The following is a 16,034-nucleotide window of genomic DNA, read 5'->3' on the forward strand; positions in this document are numbered from 1 at the left end:
ATCTGGAAAGTAGGTCAATCCAGCAGGGCTAGGTTGTCGCGATGGACGGCGGTATCCACCCCTTCGTAGCCCAAGATGTAGGGGATCTCGGCAGTTTTTTTGCCCTTGATGCGCCGCAGTTCCTCGGCGCTGTAGTTGACTAGGCCCCTGCCTACCTCACGCCCGCTGGGATCACACAGGCGCACGGCAGCTCCTGCCTCAAAGTCGCCGGAAACTTCTACGATCCCTGCCGGCAGCAGGGATCGCCCTTGCTCACAGACTGCCCGCACTGCCCCCTCGTCCAGGGTGAGGGATCCCTCAGGGATAAGGCCGTAGGCAATCCACCGCTTGCGGGCGCTAACAGGCTGGGGAGCTGGCTCGAAGCGGGTGCCAATGGGCTCGCCAGCCAAGATGGCCGGGATCTGGTCGGGCCGCTTGCCATTGGTGATTACCACCGTCACGCCGGCAGAGGTGGCAATTTGAGCAGCAGTAAGCTTGGTGGCCATGCCGCCCGTGCCCCAGCCACTTTTGCCTTGGGCTTCCGCCTTGACCCGTAAAGGCATCCCGTGCTCCACCCGCTCAATAGGCTCGGCGGAGGGATCGCGGTGGGGATCGGCTGAGTAGAGCCTGTCTACGTCGGTGAGGAGGATTAGCCACTTGGCCTGCACCATGCTGGCTACCAAGGCTGAGAGGGAATCGTTGTCGCCAAACTTCAGCTCCTCCACCGCCACGGTATCGTTTTCATTAACAATGGGGATAACTCCCATCTGCAGCAGTTGGGTAAAGGTGCGATTGGCGTTCACGTAGCGGCTGCGCTCCACGAAGTCGCCGCGAGTAAGCAGCACCTGAGCAATGGGTTGGTTGAGAGCGGAGAAGAGATCATCGTACAGGCGGATCAGCCGTCCCTGGCCCACCGCCGCCACCGCCTGTTTTTCCGCGATTGCTGTTGGCCGTTGGCGCAAGCCCAGGCGGGCACAGCCCACTCCCACTGCTCCGGAGGAGACGAGGATCACGGCGTAGCCTTGGTTGCGCAGCCGCGTCAGCACCTCCACGAGGGGCCCCAGCACGGAAAGGCGCAGTGAGCCCGTTTGCGGATCCGTCAGGCTGGAGGTGCCAATTTTTACGACAATCGTCCCCCCTGTAGCTGCCATAGTTCAATACTCCTCCCACCCCGAAACCTTAGGCCTGGCTTGCCCTTGGGGTCGCTCCGAGGGAAAATATTATAGGTCTGCCTCCCGCTCTCTGCCTGTGAATCCTGTCCGCACCTTTTCGGCCACTAAGGCTGCCTTTTTGAGCGCCTACCCCCGCCCCCTCCACCCTGCCTATCGCCGGGCAGTGGAGGAGTTGCTGGTGGAGCTGCACCTAACCACTGTCAACAGCGCCTTTGTCTACGACCCCTTTTTTGCCCTGGGTTTGGTTACCCTCTACAACGGGCTGATGGAAGCTTACCATCCTCCAGAGCAGCGTGAGGCCATCTTCACTGCCCTCTGTAAGGCACTCCACCTCAAGCCGGAGGTGGTGCGCAAGAATGCCCACGACCTCCTGGAGCTCCTGCGCAGTGGGGATCCCCAGCAACGCTACAACCTGCTCTGTCTCAAACCGGAGGCGGAGGATGTGGGCGGGCTCAAGGCCATTTTGCAGCGCATGACCCAGCCTCCCTATGCCTACAGTCGGGTTTTGGCAGTTGGCCTCTACACAGCCTATGAGGCAGTTGCTGCCTCCCTCTACAAAGATCCCGAAGAACGCACCCGCCGCTTTTTGGAGGAGCTTATTGGTAAGCTGCCTTTTTCCCCAGAGAGGGTGAGAAAAGACCTAGAGCTCTACCGCAGCAACTTGGACCGCCTGAAGCAGGCGCGGGCTGTTGTGGAGGAGATGGTAAAAGCGGCCCGGCGTCAACAGGAACGCCGTCAATCGGCTGCCTCCCTGCCTAGCAGCTCCCCTGCCGATTCCAGCAAGCCCAGTAGCTAGACCAAATAGGCAATCCAGCTATCTACTACCTCTGGCGAGCCGTACCAGCGCCGCCCACCGCGGCCAGAATGGTGACAGTCGGGAATGGTGAGGTTGATGGCCCCTGCCAGATGGGCAGCCTCAATGGGAGTGATGCCATCTCCCCACAGCTCCCCCTGGCCGGCGGTAAGCCGGTAGCTGTTGTAGGCCAGCCAAGCCAGATAATGCTCCTGCCGCCACAGGGATCCCAGGCCTAGGCGGCGCCCTTGAATGGCCTTGCCGGCCACACAGACGTACTTGACCTGCGGCCAGAAGGCCCCCGGGTAGTGGGTGTTAACAAAGTCCAGGTTACGCCTTGTCCAGCGTTCCCGGCTGGTGTGAGGGGATCCCAGGCTGATGAGGGTGGCAACGTGCTCTCGCCCCTGCCACACCTGCCCCCCGTAGGGCACGGATCCCAGGTAGATGCGGGCAATCCAGCCGCCAGCGGAGTGGGCCACCAAGTTAACCCGGTCAACTGCAAACTCGGCCTGGGTGCGTTGGATAGTGGCCTGGAGGGCCCGCAAGATGGGGGTGACGGGCCTTCCCCCCAGCGTGGGAAACCAACTGTACACCTGCAGGGGCACCACCCGGGCTGCATAGCCGCGGGCCTCCAGCTCCTGACGCAAAGGCTCGTACTCTGAGGCACCTGCCAAGTAGCCGGGCAGGATCACCGTGGGCAGAGCAGCCATGGGCTAGCGCGGGTACCAAAACATGCCCTTGATCCCCTCTGGGTCGGGTGTAAAGCCCAGCCGCTCGTAGAAGCTGACTACTCCCTGGTCGGCGAAAAGGGTGATGTTGCTGATGTCCTGGGCGCGCAACTCCTGGATTACCTTTTCCATTAGCCGCCTGCCCAGCCCTCGGCCCTGAAACTCAGGATGCACCACCACATCCCAGATGGTGGCATTGAAGGCATGGTCAGAGGTGGCGCGGGCAAAGCCGATGAGGCGACGGTAGCTGCCCCGCTGCTGCCACATCGACACCACTAGAAAACTATGCTGCAGGGCTTTCTTAACTTTGTGGATGGGGCGACGCGACCACCCTACCGCATCGCAAAGCTCTTCTAGCTCGTACACATCTATGTTGGGATCCAGGCTAAAGACAATAGTTTCCCCTCCCACCGCCACCGTTTCCTGGCGAGGGGCGGGTGTAGCCGTTGGCGGTGACGCTTTGGTGGCAGCGGCCCCTGCTGACCCAAACAGCCCTTTCCAAAAACCCATTGGAATTGCAGTGGGGCAAAAGCCCACCTTTGTGAGCCTGTCCTCAGTATAGCTGGGATCGGCAGCAGAAGCGGCCCGTCTGCTCAGCGGCTGCCGTGCCGGCTTGGAAGAGACCCATAGGGAGACTTATAATCCAGTCTGGCCAGCGAGAACGTCCTATGGCTCTCCCCGGCACCGGCACCCTCGTCAACGCCCTTGCCATCCTCGTGGGCAGTGGCCTTGGCTGGGTGCTGGGCCGCCGTTTGCCAGAGCGCATGAGCCAAACCCTGCTACAAGCTATGGGATCCCTGGTGTTGGTCTTGGGGATCCAGATGGCCCTCACCCTCAGCAGCGCTGCCCAAGCAGTAACAGTTTTGCTAGCCCTGATCGGGGGGGCTTTGCTGGGGGAGGGGATCGACCTCGAGGCTGCCTTTGAGCGGCTGGGGCAGGCCCTGGAAAAGCAGGTCAGTCGCTGGCTAGGCCCCAGCCCTATTGCTCGCGCCTTTGTGACCACCACCCTCCTGTTTGTGGTCGGCCCCATGACCCTGCTGGGCGCCATTGAGGATGGCTTGGGGGATCCCTCCCTGCTTTTGGTCAAAGCCGCCTTGGATGGCATTGCCACCCTAGCTTTTACCGCCAGCCTGGGCTGGGGCACACTGTTTTCCGCCCTGCCGGTGCTCTTGGTTCAGGGGGGCGTGGCCCTGCTGGCCCACCAACTGCAGCCGCTGTTGCGCCCAGACCTGCTGGCCGCCTTGGAAGCGACCGGGGGGCTCCTCATCCTGGGTATTGGCATTAATCTACTGGGCCTGGCCCGCCTACGGGTGGCCAACCTGCTGCCGGCTTTGGTCATTGTGGAACTGCTGGTGGGATTTTTCCCCCTCTGGGATCTCAACCTCTAGGGGACTGGTGGGGGAGCTGGGGGCTGGCAGCGGCAAAGGTGGCGTCGTTGATCACGCGAGGCAGCAGCCTGTCTTGGGGCACCCACCTACAGCTCAACTTTTGCCAAAGCTTCTTCCGGCCCCACCAGGGCAATAGCTGGGTTGACCAGGTAGGTTTTTGCAGCCTGCTGGAGATGGGCAGGGGTAAGCTGCCTCACCCTCTGCAAATACTGCTGGTCGAACTCCATGCCCAACCCCAAAATCTCGTACCAGCCGGCCAGTTGCGCCACTTGGGCGTTGGTCTGTTTGCTAAGGGCATATTGGCCCAAAAGCTTGCGCTGGGCCATCTCCACTTCCTCGCTACTCAGGAGGGTGTCGTGGAGGCGCTGGATCTCTGCTTGCAGGCGCTCCAGCGCCACGGGAGTGTTCTCTGCTGCCGTGCCCAGGTAAGCCACAAAAGGGGCGGGATCCCGACGGGTGGCAAAGAAGGCGGAGACCTCGTAGGCCAGGCCGCCGCGCTCCCGCAGCTCGACAAAAAGACGGCTGGACAGGCCGCTGCCCAGGTAGGTGGCCAGTAGCTTCAGGGCGGGATAATCCGCAGAAGAGGCAGGGGAGCCGCGAAAGCCAAGCACGATCGTTGTCTGCTGGGTGGGTTGGGAGAGCTTTCGCAGTTGCGGCTTCTCCAAGGGGGGCAGAGGCAGAGTGGGATCGGGGGCAGGGGGGCCAGCGCTCACCCAATCTCCCAGGACAGCTTCCACTTGGGCTGCCATCGTCTCCGGTGGCTCTGGGCCAATTACCGCCATCACCATTCCCTCCGGGCGGCAGTAGGTGCTGTGGTAGGCTAGCAAATCCTCGCGGGTCAGGGATCCCACCGTCTCCAGTCGTCCCAACCCCGGCAGGGCGTAGGGGTGATCCCTATAGAGGGCCTGCCGCACCTGATCCCAGGCCAGGTTAAAGGGCCGTTCCTGCTGGGCGCGAATGGCCTGCAGCATCAGCTCCCGCTCCCGCGCCACCTCCGCCTCGGGAAAGCTGGGATCCCGGAGGATCTCCGCCAGCAACTGCAACAGCTCCGGAAAGTCCTCCGCTACACAGCGCAGGCCAACCTCGAAATGATCAGCAGCGCTGTCTACAGAAAGGGAAGCTCCCAACGATTCCACCCAAGCGGCAATAGCTTGGGAGTTGCGCTGCCGAGTGCCCTTGGTGAGGACAGCGGCCAGCAAGTGGCTCAAGCCCGCCTGCTGCGGCTGCTCTACCCGGCTGCCGCCACGAAAAAAACAGTGGGCGGCCAGGATCTCCACCGTCGGGTTCTGGCCCAACAGCAGCGTGATACCGTTGCCCAGGTGGAGGCGCTGTAAACGGCTACGTTGCGTGGCAAGCAGGGTGGAGCTCATTAGGGGCAAGGGATCCAAGACGGAAGGGCCATCAACGGCAGGCCAGTTGGAGCTCCGAAGCCGCGGCAGCATTAGAGGCAGCTGGCTTAAGCAGAGCCACCACGTAAGCCTCAGGAGAGAGGTACTGCTGAGCCAGCTCGCGGATTTGCGCTGGGGTAAACGCTTGCAACAGCTCCAGGTACTCCTGGAGGCGCTGCACCCCGACCAGGGTCTCGTAGTAGCCGTAGAGACTTGCCAGTTGGCTGGGGGACTCGGCGGAGAAGAGAAGTTCGTGGGTCAGCATGCGCCGAGCGCGCTCCAGCTCCGCTTGGCCGATGCCATCCTGCTGCAACTTCTCGATCTCGTGCAGGAGGGTTGCCTCCACCCGTGGCAAATCCTCTACCTCCAGTTGGGCGCTGATGCAAAAGAGCCCCCCCTCCTTCAGCACCAGCGAAGAGCAGCCGATAGCCCTCACCCAGCCCCGCTGTTCCCGCAGCAGATGCACCAGCCGCGAAGTACGGCCATCCCCCAGCACGGCAGCCAACAGCTCCAGGCCGCAAACTTGCTCCCAGGCGTCGAGGCTAACTGTGGGCCAGGCCAATTTTAGACGGGCCTGCTCTAGGCGGACATGGGTGCTCTCGCGGCGCAGGATCCCCTGCGGGTGGGGCTGAGGCGAGATTGGGGGCCTTGTCCAGGCAGGGCCACGGGCGGGGCCGCCAAACTCCTTTTCCACTAGCGCCAGCGTCTGCTCAGGGTCGATGCCTCCCGTCACCACCACTGTCATGTATTCGGGTCGGTACCAGCCGCGGTGGTAGGCGCGCAGCAGCTCTGGGGTCAGTTGCCTCAGGGTTTCCGGCCTGCCCAGCACTGGTCGCCCATAGGGGTGCTCCTCCCCGTAGGCAGTTTCCATGAGAAGCTGGTAGGTGATGTACCCCAAGTCGTCAGCAGCGCGGCGAATTTCCTCCAAAACCACCTGGCGCTCCCGTTCCACCTCCTCGGGCGGGATCCCAGCCCGCAACACCGCCTCTGCCAGATAGGGCAGAGTCTCCGGCAGATCGGCGGCAGCTACTGTCATGTAGTAGTGGGTGTAATCCTGGCCAGTAGCAGCGTTGGTGATGCCTCCCCGCCCTTCAATAGCGCGATCCAGCTCACCGGGGGCCAGCCGCTCGCTGCCCTTAAAAACCATGTGCTCGAGAAAGTGGGAGATGCCCAGCCACTGCGGCGGCTCGTTGCGCCCGCCTGTCTGTACCCAGACGTCCACAGTAGCCGACTCGGCAATGGGAACGGGGTGAAGAATAACGCGCAGCCCGCTGTTTAAGCGATGGGTGTAAGCAGGCAGAAGACGAGGTAGGCGGCTCAAAATTCTTAATTGATAGAGAACAAACTTAATTTTAGCAAGACAACCCCCGTCCGCGCCTGGAATACTCCAGGGAGGGGTCATTTCTCTAGGTCTTGGAAGGGGTATCCGTTGCTCCTGGCCACGAAAAGCTGGGGGATCCTTCGTCTAGGCTTTCTTCCACTTGGAAGCCCGGGGGCCATTCTTCGCTGTCGCGCAGCCGCTGCACCACCTCCTGGGGCAGATCTACCCCCAGCTCCCGCGCCGCTACCGCTACCACATCGCCGCGGTCGATCAAGCCGGCAATGGCGCCGCTGGGGGTGAAGACCAAGACGCGACGGGGTTCCGCCTGGCGCATCATCTGCATCACCTGGAGGAGAGGGGTCTCCTCTCGTACCCCCTGCAGTTGCTCCATTGGCTTAAGAATGGCCTTGAGGGTGAGGTGATCCCACTGGCTGCGCTCGATGTCGTTGAGCAGTTCCGGCCTCACCAGGCCCCGGTAGCGACCGTCCTCCTCGGCAAAGTACACTTCTTGAACTCCCCCTCCTGCCTCTGGCTGGAGGGAAGCGGGAACCAGGTAGCGATCGACAAACTCCCGCAGGCTCATGCCTGCATCCAGGACGCGAAACCGGCGGCTCATGACGTCTGCGGCCTTCAGGCGGGCCAACACCCGCTGCAGTTGCGCATACTGCTCATAGCGACGGGCGCTGTTTAAAATAAACAAGCCGATTAGCCCCACCCAAAGGCCGTTGAGGCTTCCCCAAAATACCACCAGCAGACCTAGGCCTACTAAGCCCCAGCCCACTCCTTGGCCAGATCTAGCCGCCCAGAGCATGCCCTTTTGCCGATCCCCTGTCCAAGCCCAGATGGCCGCTTTGAGCATCTGCCCCCCATCTAGGGGCAAACCTGGCAGCAGATTAAACAGGGCAATCATTAGGTTGATGGCAGCCAAGCTGGCGAGGGTTGAGACTAGCGGCGATCCTGGCCCCATCCAAGCTCCGGCCACGCTCAAGAGGACAAACAAGCCCAAGCTGAGGAGGGGCCCTGCCAGGGCCACCCAAAAGGCGCCCAGGGGGCGAGGAACTTCCCGCTCGATGGCCGCCATGCCGCCAAAGATAAACAGCGTGATGGAACTCACCCGGACTCCATAGGCGCGGGCTACCAAGCTATGGGCCAACTCATGGGCCAGCAAGGAGAGAAACAGCCCTAGCGCCGTCACCAGGCCATAGGAGAGCACCAGCAACACAGCCGCTGGAAACCAGGTGTAGTCCAGGAAGAGGGGGATCCCCCACAAACTCCCAATGCGCAGGCGACTGGTCATAGCCCTCAACTCCCTACACAGCTTTTGCCCAAGGGGCACAGTTTCTAAGACAGCAGGTAACCCTTCCGTTGGGGATCCCTTCCTTTCCACTCTAGCCCTTTCCAGGGCTTGGTAACGGATCCCCCGCCTGCCCCCACCCTAGCTGGGGAAGATAGCCAGAGCCCACGACACCCCCTGCCCCTTGATGATTGTGGTAGCCTAGTTGGGCATTTGGATGGCCGGCGGGTCGGGCAGCTCCTCTGGGACGGCCCTGGCCGGCAAGGAAAATTCTCGTCGGACTCCACGGGCAGCTTTGCAGGAGGGGTGTGGCTCTATGGTGTCGATTTCGTCTTGCTCAAGCGAACAGAGCAAAGCAGTGCCCTTGCCACAAGGGCAAGCGCTGGGTTCTGGGGGCGAGTTCCCAGCAACCGCTCCGACGGCCGCTCCAGTGTTCTACCGCACCTACAGTCGGCGGCGCCCGGATGGCAGCCGCGAGACTTGGAGCGACGTCTGCGATCGCAGCCTGGCCGATATTGCCCGCCTAGGACGCTTCACTCCCCAGGAGCGGGAGCTGGTGGAACGTCTGCAGCGGCAGTTGAAGGCGTTGATCTCGGGTCGGGCCCTGTGGGTGATGGGCACCGCGTGGATCCAAAAGCCGGAAAACTACTCCGGCGCCTACAACTGCACCAGCCTCACCGTGGTCGACTGGCCCTCCTTTGGCTTGATGATGGATCTGGCCATGATGGGCTGTGGCACAGGGGCGGTGCTGGAGCCCCAGTTCATCAGCCAGTTGCCCCCCATCCTCAACCGCCTACAGGTCCAGGTGGTGGGATCCATTGGCGCCACCCCCCGAGAGCAGCGGCAGGAGCACACCCGCATCCAGCGGCAGGGATCCCGGGTGCACATCCAGGTGGGGGATAGCCGGCGGGGCTGGGTGGAGTCCTACCAGGCGCTGCTGGAGCTGGCGGCGGATCCCAGCTTGGGCGGCGAGGTCCAGGTGACGGTGGACTTGAGCGATGTCCGCCCTGCCGGCGAGCGGCTACAGGGGTTTGGGGGGGTGGCCAACCCCATCAAGCTGCCCGGCCTCTACGAGCGCTGCGCCGCCATCCTTAACAAAGCGGTGGGCAGACAACTGAACTCGGTGGAGTGCTGCCTGCTCATCGACGAGGCGGCGGTGACGATTGTGGCGGGGAACATTCGGCGGTGCTTACCTGAAAACGCCTTGGTGCACACCTCACAAGGTCTGGTGCCCATCAAGGATGTGCAGGTAGGCGATTGGGTTCAGACCCCCCTTGGGTTTCGTCGGGTGGTCAACAAGTTTGACCAAGGGATCCAAGAAGTTTACGAAATAGAGACCAATGCCCTTCCTTTCTTTTCAACTTTGAACCACCGCCATGCGGTTTTGGCAGACGCTCGGGGGAACATCGCATGGAAAAGTACCCACGAGTTAGTCGAAGGGGATCGTCTGCTGCACAACACCCAAGTTCTCCCCGGCACCATTACCCATCTCCCTGAGGACTTTACGGCATCTCGTCCAAGCCAAAGCCCCACCGCAAAGCCCCTGCACATCCCGCCCCTGACGCCAGAGGTGGCCTGGCTCATTGGGTTTACCCAGGGGGGTGGGTATGTTGCGCTGGGGCGCGATCTCCACGGCAAGCCCTACGGTCACCTGGAGTGGAGTGCCAATACCCTGGATCCCGAGCTGCTTTCCCGTCTCCAAGCTAAGCTGGAGCAGGCGCTAGCCGCCTTCGGGCTGACAGCTACCTGCAGCTATGGGCCAGGGGAGAACGGGGCAAAGTTTGTGTGTTCCTGCATCCCGCTGGCGGAGTATTTCGAGCGGCACATCAAGAAACCAAAGCAACCCCTGCAAGTTCCCGACTTTATCCTGCGCGGCACCGTTGAGGTACGGTCAGCTTACCTGGCAGGCCTTATCGACAGCGATGGGTCAACCCGTAGTCATCCCCCCCAATTGCTGACAACTGTCCACCGCTCCTTTGCCCTGCAAGTGGGGGCTGTGCTCTCCAGTCTGGGTATTGCAGGCCGACTCAAAATCCTCCCCCCCCAGCAGGAGAACTGGCAGGTTCAATACAGCCTTACCCTGCCGGCATTCAAGGATCGGTACAACGCCTTGGTGGCTCCCTACTCAGCTAAAGGGAAGTTGCCCCAAGGGCTGGAGACGCATGGCTTTACGATTCCGGGCTCCCTGCTGCAGGAAGTATACAGCTACACTGAGATGCGCGGCATGGGCTGCCAAGGAGCTCGGTCGGTCGAAGCCAACTATGAACGATACTTGGCTGAGTCGGGGTTGGATTTGGATATCCCCGTTACAGTTAAGGGCCTAGGCAGCCATGACTGGGTACGAACCTACGACATTGAAGTCGAAGAGGCCCATTGCTTTTACTGCAATGGCTATCTCACCCACAACAGCGCGGGCATGCGCCAATTTGCCGCCGACGACGAGCTGGGATCCAGCGCCAAGGACAACCTCTGGCAGCAGGACGAGCAGGGCAACTGGAGAATTGACCCGGAGCGGGATGCCCTGCGCATGGCCAATCACACGCGTGTGTTCCACCGCAAGCCAACGCGAGAAGAGTGCATTGCGGCAGTGCGCAAGCAGTTTTACTCCGGCGAGGGAGCCATCCAGTGGGCGGGGGAAGCTGTGGCGCGGGCCAATGCCGACCTGCTCGCCACTCCAGAATTGAAACAGACCTTCCTCAACATCTATGCTTCCCAGGGCCCAGAGGAAGCTCGACGCTGGCTAAAACACCACTGGCCAACCCTGCCTGAGGCTGAACTGGAGCATCGGCTGCGGCGGTATGGGTTAAACCCTTGCGGCGAGATCATTGGATGCGACTTCCACTGCAACCTGGCTGAGATCCACCTCAACCGGCTGGATCCCCACAACCGCCAGGAACAAGAGGAGGCCTTCACAGCCGGGGCCCTGACGGCGGCGGCGCTATTGCACCATCGCTTTGTCGAGCCCCGCTTCCAGCGCTCGCGGGAGTGGGATCCCATCGTCGGCGTCTCGTTTACGGGGCTGTTTGACTTTTGCGTCAAAGCCTTTGGGGTGGACTGGCTGCGCTGGTGGCAGAAGGGGAGGCCGGACACGCCCCTGGGGCGGGAGTTTAAGCAACAGGAGCGGGAATACCTCAGCTTTTGGAAGGAGGTTGTCCACCGCGTGGTCTGGGACTACTGCGACCGCCACGGGTTGCGCCGTCCCAACCGCTGCACCACTGTTCAGCCCGCTGGCACCAAGTCCCTGCTCACCAACGCCTCGCCCGGCTGGCACCCGCCCAAGGCCCAGCGCTACATCCGCCGCATCACCTTTGCCAAAAACGACCCCGTGGCCCTCGCCTGTCTGGACTATGGTTACTCGGTAGTGCCCGCCCAGGCGGACAAGGACGAAAACGGCAACCTGCTCAACGATCCCTTTGATCCCCGCTGTACCGAGTGGCTGGTGGAGCTGCCGGTGGAGGTGGAGTGGGCCAATTTGCCCGGCGCCGAGGAGATTGAGATTGAGCGCTTCTCTGCCCTGGCCCAGTTTGACTTCTACATGCAGGTGCAAAAGTACTACACTACCCACAACACCTCAGCCACCATCGAGCTGCGGGAGGACGAGATCGAGGCGCTGGGATCCCGCATTTACGAGGCCATCCGCGACGACGAGGGGTACATTAGCGCAGCGCTGTTGGCGCGCTTCGACGCTCCCTTCCCCCGCTTGCCCTTTGAGAAAATTGACAAAGCCACCTATGAACGGCTGATGGCTGAGGTCAAGCAAAGACGAAAAACCGACAACTTTTACGAGGCCCTGGCGCGCTATGACCGCAACCTCGCCCTCATGGCAGAGGGGCCGGCAGGGTGTGATGCTCTCGGCTGTCTGATGCCGGAGGCTAGCCCGCAGAGCGAGAACCCGTCCCGTTAGCAGAAGGGGGAATCCCGCCCAAGCTGGGTGCTGTTGCCCCTTCTCCGCTAGCCGGCCCTGGCTACACTGTTCTTGGCTGGGATAGCCGTGCGCGCCTTGGCAGCCCCATCGGCAGGGCAGGGGCGCTGGGCACAGTCGGGTTTTCCCTGCCCAAGCGTTTGCTGGCTGGGGGAGTGGGATCTGATGCAGACAGGAGAGCGGCTCCAAAGGAAAGCCTGGGCGAGGGAAATCCGGCGCAGGCTGGGGGGGCTGGTGCTGGCGCTGGTGGTGCTGCTGGGGATCGCCTGTTCTGGCCCCAAGGGCTCTGGGACCTCCCCTCCTGGATTGCTCCCGCCTCCGCCTGAGCCGGGCAGCCAGTCGATCCCTCTGACGGTGCGCACTTTGGGCAACAGCCGCTTTAAGTTGCTGAGCTTGAGGGTGGAAGTGGCAGGAGGGGAGGCCGAGGTGTTACTGGACACCGGCTCGGCAGGGCTGCGCATCTTATCGTCAGCAGCAGGCCGCCTTGGCCTGGAGCGGACAGGGATCCCTTCCACAGTAACCTTTGCTGATGGCACACAATTTATCGGAGTGCTGGCCCGCGCTCCCTTTGGCTTGGGCGGGATCCAAAGTCAAGAGCCGGTAACGATTCAGTTGATTGACCAAATTACCTGTGTGGAGGGTCTGGTGGCCACCTGCTCCGACAACCTATTTGGACCAGGGCGGCCCTTTACTGGGATCCTTGGCACCTCCCTAGACGAGCGCAGCCCCGATGCCAACTTGTTTAGCCCCCTTCCTCGCCTGCCGGGCAATTTGGGTTCTGGGTACATCCTCCAAACAGGTGGGTTCGACTCTGTGCAAGGCCTTTTCACCCTCGGCCTGACGGAGGCCAACACCGCTGGTTTCAATTTCCGGCAACTGCCTCAGGTGGGAAGCTTTCCCAATGGCACGCCCATCTGGCGGGATGAAGCCCTGCAGGTGGCCTACAGCATCAGCAATACCTCTATTCAAAATGTCCTCAGTCCCACCCTATTTGACAGCGGCGCCTCCGACATCTTCCTCAACGTTCGCCTGTTGGGATCCCCTCCCTTTTCCACCGCAACCCTGCCCCCCGGGTCGGAATGGCGCGCCGTCCTGGAGGGGGCATTTGACTACCGCATTCGGGTGGGCTTTCCGGTAACGCCCAGCCGGGATCGGATCTTTGTGAACGGCAACCAGAGAGTGCAACTGTTGGGCATGCCCCTGTTTTTCAACGCCGACGTTGCCTTTGATATTGCAAGGGGGCGGATTGGCTTTCGCCTACGTTGAGATCAAGGCCTTGAGTTGAATTGTGGAGGAAACCAATGTTTGCCCAGGAGGGGATCCCTGCACGTAGAAGGCCACGCTGCTGGCCCTGGGTCTGGGTTCTGTTGCTGTTGGGTTGGCTGGGATTGGGCGGGCCGGCTTGGTCCATTAGTTTGGGGGATCCCTTGCCGGAGTGGGCTAAGTCTATGCAGGTAGGGCGGCAGCGGCTACGGGGCGTGGAGCACTACCAAGGCCAAGAGCAGATCCGGGCCTACGGCAACCAGGCGGGGCGGGTGTTTTGGATTCAAATCGAAAGCAGTGCCGACCTGCCGCCGGATCCCCGGCAGTACCTGGGGGAGTACCAGGCGTTTCCAGCCGAGGTCATCCAGGTGGTGCCCCTGCGGGCGCAGCGGTTGCGCTTCCGCCAAGGAAATCGCAGCGCTGAATGGCAAGTGGTGGGCATGAGCGGCCACTTTGAAGCCGAGGCGTTTAGCTATGACCTGGCCCCACCGGAGCTGTTTCGTCCTTGAGCTGGGGATCTTGAGCGAGGAGCTAGGGCTTATCCTGGAAAGGTGACGAAGAATCCACCAATGAGCCTGCTTCACCAGAACCAGTCAGTTGAAGTTATACTCAATCGCTTCTTTGTCAAGGAGCTAGCTCAGGAAGACCTCACCTTTTATGAGTACGCCTGTAGGCCAAACCCACTTCCGGAGCCAGGAGAAGAGCAGAAAGCTATTGCTAAGGTTTGCAATCGGCTGGGTGTAATAGCCGTTCGTTTGGGGAGTCGCATTATCACACGGGAAAGAGTCTCGCCCAGCCAGCTCAAAACAACAGAATGGGAGTTAGAAGAGTGTGGGCTTAGGGTTCTAACCTGTGCCAATGCTCAAGAAAGAAGCGCCCTCGAAAGCTTTGAGCGCAAGAGGATAGAGTCGCGCCTTAGATCTCTGTACACCAAAACTGCAGTTGAATTGATAGGAGGAGGCCTGCTCTGGTGGATCACTGCTCAGGAAGGGGTAGAACTTTCCGGAGATGGCTGGGAAATCCACAGAGGGAGAGCGATAGATGTTGCTGTCGAACCAGATGGAAAGCTTTACTTAGAAGTCGATATTCATCACCGCCTCTACACGCCGTGGACTTTGCATGAATGGCTGGAAAACTATCCAGATATCCCAATCAAGTGGGTTCGGAATACATACGGTAAACGCGAGATCTGGGAGTATCTGGGTATTCTTTCCAATCAGTTGCCGTGGGAGATTCGGTTGCCAGAACTGAACATGAGTCTGGCAGAGTACCATTTACAGAAGTACAATGCACCTAGAGAGGAAGTGGAAAGCTCTTGGGTAGTCGAAGTAGCTTCAAAGCAAAAGCGTTTGCCCCATCTGTCTCGAAGGCTATCGCCTGTTTTAACCTTGGAAATGCTGGCCAGTCTAGAAGGTAACAAAGGTTCTAGCAGCAAAGTTATCGACCGTGTTATCAAGCATGTTAGAAAAAGCCTAGAGAAACGATTGCAAGAGTCTGAAAAGACTGCAAAGTCTCTTATAGAGAATGTCTACAACCCTCCCAAGCTGGAAGTTGAGCCCTTCAAGGCCAAGGGCTACATCCTGCCCAAGCCAAAGCTATTGGGATCGGGTCGCAAGCAAGTTCAAAATCCTGCTCGGGTTAGGTATCACGGATGTGCAAAAGTAGGCGAGACTAAGTTTGGATGCCTAAACCTCTCCGACGACAGGCAAGAGTATCCCAGCGAAGTGCGCAAGTGCTTGCTTGAGGTAGCCCAAAAAAGCGGAGTAGAAGTTGAACTGGGCTTCTATGCCACTCAGCAAGACTTGCCTGAAGGCGATCTTGCCCGAAAAAGATTCTGGCAACACTGGGCTGAGCAAGGGATCAAAACTGTTTTGGTTGTCATGCCCTGGTCGCCCAATGAGCGCAAGCAAAAGATCCGCATGGAGGCCCTTGAAGCGGGGATAGCGACTCAGTTTATGATCCCTGGCGCTGATCCCTACAAAGCCCTAAACGTCGTCCTAGGGCTTCTGTGTAAGGCAGCATGGCAGCCGGTACTCCTGGAACCCCTCGACCATCCTGAACGCCCTGAGCTAATCATTGGCTTTGATGTGGGCACTAATCGGCAGCTATACTACGGAGCCTCTGCTTTTGCTGTGCTGGCCGATGGGCAGAGCTTAGGTTGGGAGCTGCCTGCTGTGCAGAGAGGAGAAACCTTCTCCGGGGACGCAATTTATCAAACTGTGTCCAAACTTGTCAATAAGTTTCATGACAAGCTTCGTCGCTATCCCAGCAAGGTTCTCTTGATGAGGGATGGTTTAGTTCAAGGAGGCGAATTTAGTAGAACAATTGAGGAGCTAGAAAAAGAAAAGATTGCTGTGGATATTGTTGGCATACGCAAAAGCGGTACAGGAAGAGTGGGGGTAGAAGAAGGAAAAGGTAAGTACAAAGACGCCAAAATAGGCACCGTTGTTTTCGACTACTCGCGAAAGTCATTTACTCTGGTAACAAGCGAGCCCATTAGCAGAAAAGGCGCAGGCTCTATTGGCAGCGCAAGGCCCCTGCGAGTTGTCCACGAATATGGCAGTACGCCTTTGGAGGTCTTGGCTCTACAGACTTATCACCTTTCTCAACTTCATCCTGCCAGTGGATTCCAAGCCTGCAGGCTTCCCTGGGTACTCCATTTTGCTGACAAAAGCGGCAAGGAGTTCCAGCGCCTTGGCAGCAACATCTTCAATGTCCTGCAAAGCATAGATCGCCAGAAGTTAATTGCCGTCTAGCTTGGCCCTGCTAGGATAGGGAAGGGTTTG

Annotated in this window: 12 protein-coding genes; 6 read left to right on the plus strand and 6 right to left on the minus strand. The window is 60.2% G+C overall.

From position 1 onward, the window contains the following. Nucleotides 1-14: 14 nt before the first annotated feature. A complete protein-coding gene (gene proB, locus NW822_RS01975) occupies nucleotides 15-1,130 on the minus strand; it encodes a glutamate 5-kinase (protein WP_414361935.1) in 1,116 nt (371 codons plus the stop codon). A 97-nt stretch (nucleotides 1,131-1,227) separates the two neighbouring features. Between proB and psb29 the strand changes: the two genes are divergently transcribed. Further along, nucleotides 1,228-1,947, plus strand: a complete 720-nt coding sequence (gene psb29, locus NW822_RS01980) for a photosystem II biogenesis protein Psp29 (protein WP_414403334.1) — start codon at nucleotides 1,228-1,230, stop codon at nucleotides 1,945-1,947. On the opposite strand, the gene NW822_RS01985 is transcribed toward psb29, so the two are convergent. Then, nucleotides 1,944-2,654 carry an esterase/lipase family protein gene (locus tag NW822_RS01985; RefSeq protein WP_414403335.1) on the minus strand — a complete coding sequence of 237 codons (711 nt, stop codon included), beginning with the start codon at nucleotides 2,652-2,654 and terminating at the stop codon, nucleotides 1,944-1,946. The genes psb29 and NW822_RS01985 overlap by 4 nt on opposite strands. 3 nt (nucleotides 2,655-2,657) lie before the next feature. Beyond that, nucleotides 2,658-3,182 carry a GNAT family N-acetyltransferase gene (locus NW822_RS01990; protein ID WP_414361927.1) on the minus strand — a complete coding sequence of 175 codons (525 nt, stop codon included), beginning with the start codon at nucleotides 3,180-3,182 and terminating at the stop codon, nucleotides 2,658-2,660. A 158-nt stretch (nucleotides 3,183-3,340) separates the two neighbouring features. Between NW822_RS01990 and NW822_RS01995 the strand changes: the two genes are divergently transcribed. After that, nucleotides 3,341-4,060: a DUF554 domain-containing protein gene (locus NW822_RS01995; RefSeq protein WP_414403336.1), complete on the plus strand. Its 720-nt coding sequence runs from the start codon at nucleotides 3,341-3,343 to the stop codon at nucleotides 4,058-4,060. A gap of 86 nt (nucleotides 4,061-4,146) precedes the next feature. Here the strand turns inward: NW822_RS01995 and NW822_RS02000 are convergent, their stop codons facing one another. From NW822_RS02000 to NW822_RS02010, 3 genes are all read right to left on the minus strand, one after another. Next, entirely contained in the window at nucleotides 4,147-5,502 is a 1,356-nt protein-coding gene (locus NW822_RS02000; protein WP_414403337.1) for a M16 family metallopeptidase, read from the minus strand. Beyond that, a complete protein-coding gene (locus tag NW822_RS02005; protein ID WP_414403338.1) occupies nucleotides 5,462-6,769 on the minus strand; it encodes a M16 family metallopeptidase in 1,308 nt (435 codons plus the stop codon). Before NW822_RS02005 ends, NW822_RS02000 begins: the two co-directional genes overlap by 41 nt. Before the next feature lie 85 nt (nucleotides 6,770-6,854). After that, nucleotides 6,855-8,066: a site-2 protease family protein gene (locus tag NW822_RS02010; RefSeq protein WP_414361917.1), complete on the minus strand. Its 1,212-nt coding sequence runs from the start codon at nucleotides 8,064-8,066 to the stop codon at nucleotides 6,855-6,857. Nucleotides 8,067-8,379: 313 nt separating this feature from the next. On the opposite strand from NW822_RS02010, the gene nrdJ reads away from it, so the two are divergent. The 4 genes from nrdJ (at nucleotide 8,380) to NW822_RS02030 (ending at nucleotide 16,004) form a co-directional block, all read left to right on the plus strand. Continuing rightward, complete coding sequence (nrdJ, locus tag NW822_RS02015; RefSeq protein ID WP_414403339.1) at nucleotides 8,380-11,967, plus strand: ribonucleoside-triphosphate reductase, adenosylcobalamin-dependent; 3,588 nt, start codon at nucleotides 8,380-8,382, stop codon at nucleotides 11,965-11,967. Nucleotides 11,968-12,150: 183 nt separating this feature from the next. Beyond that, nucleotides 12,151-13,251, plus strand: a complete 1,101-nt coding sequence (locus tag NW822_RS02020) for a hypothetical protein (protein WP_414403340.1) — start codon at nucleotides 12,151-12,153, stop codon at nucleotides 13,249-13,251. 35 nt (nucleotides 13,252-13,286) lie between these two features. Then, nucleotides 13,287-13,757: a hypothetical protein gene (locus tag NW822_RS02025; protein WP_414403341.1), complete on the plus strand. Its 471-nt coding sequence runs from the start codon at nucleotides 13,287-13,289 to the stop codon at nucleotides 13,755-13,757. 60 nt (nucleotides 13,758-13,817) lie between these two features. Continuing rightward, nucleotides 13,818-16,004 (plus strand): argonaute PAZ domain-containing protein, encoded by a 2,187-nt coding sequence (locus tag NW822_RS02030; RefSeq protein WP_414403342.1) that lies wholly within the window; start codon nucleotides 13,818-13,820, stop codon nucleotides 16,002-16,004. The last annotated feature ends 30 nt before the right edge of the window (nucleotides 16,005-16,034 follow it).

Source organism: Synechococcus sp. H70.2 (assembly GCF_047462275.1).
Taxonomy (GTDB): domain Bacteria; phylum Cyanobacteriota; class Cyanobacteriia; order Thermostichales; family Thermostichaceae; genus Thermostichus.